Source organism: Mesorhizobium sp. M7D.F.Ca.US.004.03.1.1 (assembly GCF_003998635.1).
Classification (GTDB): Bacteria; Pseudomonadota; Alphaproteobacteria; order Rhizobiales; family Rhizobiaceae; genus Mesorhizobium; species Mesorhizobium loti.
In genome coordinates, this window is sequence record NZ_RZQG01000874.1 from 1 (window position 1) to 2,434 (window position 2,434).

Genomic DNA, 2,434 nt, shown 5'->3' on the forward strand with positions numbered 1-2,434 from the left:
CGTCGGGATAGCTGAAACATCAACTTCACGCTCTGCGTGCCAGGTATCGAAAGCCGCCTGCATTCGAAGCCAGATCGCGGCGCCGTCGCCGAACAGCTTTCCGAGGCGAGCGGCCACAGCCGGCGAAACCGGCTTCTTTTCGCGGATGATGTCATAGAGCTGCTGCCGGGAGATCCCGAGCAGATTTGCAATTTCCACCTTGGTCTTTCCGGTTGCCGGGATAATGTCCTCAAGCAGCGCTCCCGGGTGGGAGGGACAACGCTCGATAGGACGCGTCGGCTCGTGCACGGTCATAAGTCGAACTTCTCCAATCTGGCCGCCTCAGTGATATGCTCGAAATCGACGCGGACCTGTAAGTAAATAGCTTACAGGCGTAGCGCCTTAAAAAGCGAACCGAGAACCCGAGTTCTGTCGTTCCGTCGCCATCAACCCGCCGCTTCGGCCACCGACCGGAAGAAATCCTCCGGGTCCTCGACTTCGATCAGCCGCCGCTTGTCGATCAGCCAGAAGCGGTTGCCGATGGCGCGAATGAAGGAGCGGTCGTGCGAGGCGAGCACGCAGCTTGCCTGATGCGCCAGCAGTTCGGCTTCCAGCGCTTCCTGGCCGTCAATGTCGAGATGGTTGGTCGGCTCGTCGAGCAGATAGAAGTTGGGATTGGCGAGCCTGAGCGCCAGCATCATCAGCCGCGCCTTCTGGCCTCCGGACAGCACGCCGATCTTCCGCTCCTGCATGTCGATGCCGACACCGGCACCGGCCAGCAGCGAGCGGGCGCGCTGCTCGCCGACATCGTAGCGTCCAGAGACCACCGCCAGCGGCGTGTCGTCGCCGCCAATGCCGGACAGCGCCTGGTCGCTATAGCCGAGCACCGTCGACGGCGTCACCTTCACATTCTGCACCGTGTCCGGCTCGACAATGGCATTGCGGATCAGGGTGACGAAGCGGGACTTGCCGACGCCGTTGCGGCCGAGCAGGACGATGCGATCGCCCTGGCAGATGTGGCGCTTGCCGGTCCTGAACAACAGCGTGCCGTCGGGTATTTCGACAGCCGCGTCGTCGAGCGTGATCAACACCTTGGCGTGGGTGCCGCGATTGGCCAGTTTTATGGCACCCGCCGACTTTTCGCGGTGCGCCGGTGCGGCCGCTTCTTCCAGTCGCTCCGCGCGCTGGTTGAGCTGCTTGGTCTTGACCGTCAGCAGATCGCTGCCTGAATTGATGCCGATGTTGTTGAGCTTGGCCGCCTGCCGGCGCAATTGCTGCGCCACCTTCATGTCGCGCTGGAACTTGCGCTCCGTCGAGGCATCGACGTCGTCGAGCGCCTGCCTGGCGCGGGAGTAGGGCAAGGCAAACACCGGCGACTGCTCCGGGCGCAGGAACAGCGTCCGGTTGGTGGTGGCGTCGAGAAAGGCGCGGTCGTGGCTGGCGATGACGACGGGCACCTCGCGCGGCAGCGTGTTCAGCCAGGTCTCAAGCTGGCTGATGCGGGCAAGATCGAGATGGTTGGTCGGCTCGTCGAGCAGCAGCACGTCCGGATCGGTGACCCAGACGCGGGCGATCAGCGCCAGCCTTTGCCAGCCGCCGCTCAGCGCCTGCATTGGCCGTTCGCGCATCGGCTCCGGCACATCGAGCGAATCGAGAACCACGTCGACACGCCACAACTCGCTTTCGGCCTGCTCGGCCGGCAAGGCATCCGCCACCACCTGGTGGAACGTACGGCTGAGAAGAGCCGGGGCAACGGATTGTTCTACATGGCCGACGCGCAGGCCGCGCGTGCGGGTGATGTCGCCGGAGGTCGGCTCCATCTCGCCGGTCAGGCATTTGAGCAAGGTCGACTTGCCACGGCCATTGGCGGCAACGATGCCGAGCCGGTCGCCGCTGCCGATGGTGAGGTCGAGATTGGAAAACAGCGGCGCACTCATGGTGACGCCGAGAGATTTGAGGCTGATCAAGGCCATTTTGATTTCTCTGGTCTGTCCGGAGGAAAAGTCCGGTTCAATGCACTTTGACGGTGCGCAGGCTGGCCATCAGGCTCGGCGTTGCAACACCACGAAGGGCAGACCAAAAAATCGAAGCGGGAAAAAACCCGGACCGTCCCTGGTCAGCCCTGCAAGCAAGCTCGCAGGGCAGAAATCGGGCCACGCTGACGATGGTGACGAAAAAACGTAAACACGTGAGCCCTCCTTTCAAGACAAGACGTTGAGTGTGCGGAGTGGTTACACCAGAGGCGGGGGTGGTGGCAAGTGGGCGGTCCAGGAGGGAGCGATGCGGTGAAGCTGCCAATCTCCCCCCCTCGTGGGGGAGATGTCCGGCAGGACAGAGAGGGGGGCGCAGTCCCGCCGGCGTTTCGAATAATTTGAACCTACTTCCCCGGCCTGCCCGTCTTGCCCGGCCTGCGCTTTTCGCGGCGGGCGTCGCCCCGATCCTCCTAGGAGCCGGT

Annotated in this window: 2 protein-coding genes; both read right to left on the reverse strand. The window is 63.4% G+C overall.

Features of this window, described 5'->3' with window-relative positions; genetic code table 11:
- Positions 1–294, reverse strand: a 294-nt coding sequence (locus tag EN935_RS31195) for a HigA family addiction module antitoxin (RefSeq protein WP_127373978.1), incomplete at its 3' end; no start/stop codon positions are given.
- A 131-nt stretch (positions 295–425) separates the two neighbouring features.
- Complete coding sequence (locus EN935_RS31200) at positions 426–1,952, reverse strand: ABC-F family ATP-binding cassette domain-containing protein (RefSeq protein WP_127265486.1); 1,527 nt, start codon at positions 1,950–1,952, stop codon at positions 426–428.
- Positions 1,953–2,434: the final 482 nt, after the last annotated feature.